At 68.7% G+C, this 243-nt stretch carries 1 pseudogene; it reads left to right on the top strand.

Annotation, left to right across the window (positions count from 1 at the left end):
• Positions 1–130: pseudogene (locus SB751_RS34410) on the top strand (hypothetical protein); the annotation flags it as partial.
• Positions 131–243 lie beyond the last annotated feature (113 nt).

Below are 243 nucleotides of genomic sequence, written 5' to 3'. Positions count from 1 at the left end.
CTGGGCACACGGAGACTATGTCTGGCGTCCCGGTCACTGGCAGCCGGTGCGCGCGGGCTACCATTGGGTGCCGGGCCACTGGATCGCTCACGGTCCGAACTGGCGCTGGGTGCCGGGCCACTGGGCCTGAACCCGTCCAGGTGAATGACTCCGACCGAACCGGCGCACGATCATGAAGATCCTCATCCTGCTCACGCTCGCGGCGGCCATCCTGACCGGCTGCGTCGTGGTACCGGCCCGTCC

It is taken from the genome of Cupriavidus sp. SIMBA_020, assembly GCF_046535395.1.
GTDB lineage: Bacteria > Pseudomonadota > Gammaproteobacteria > Burkholderiales > Burkholderiaceae > Cupriavidus > Cupriavidus campinensis.
This window is presented reverse-complemented; position numbering and strand designations above follow the sequence as displayed.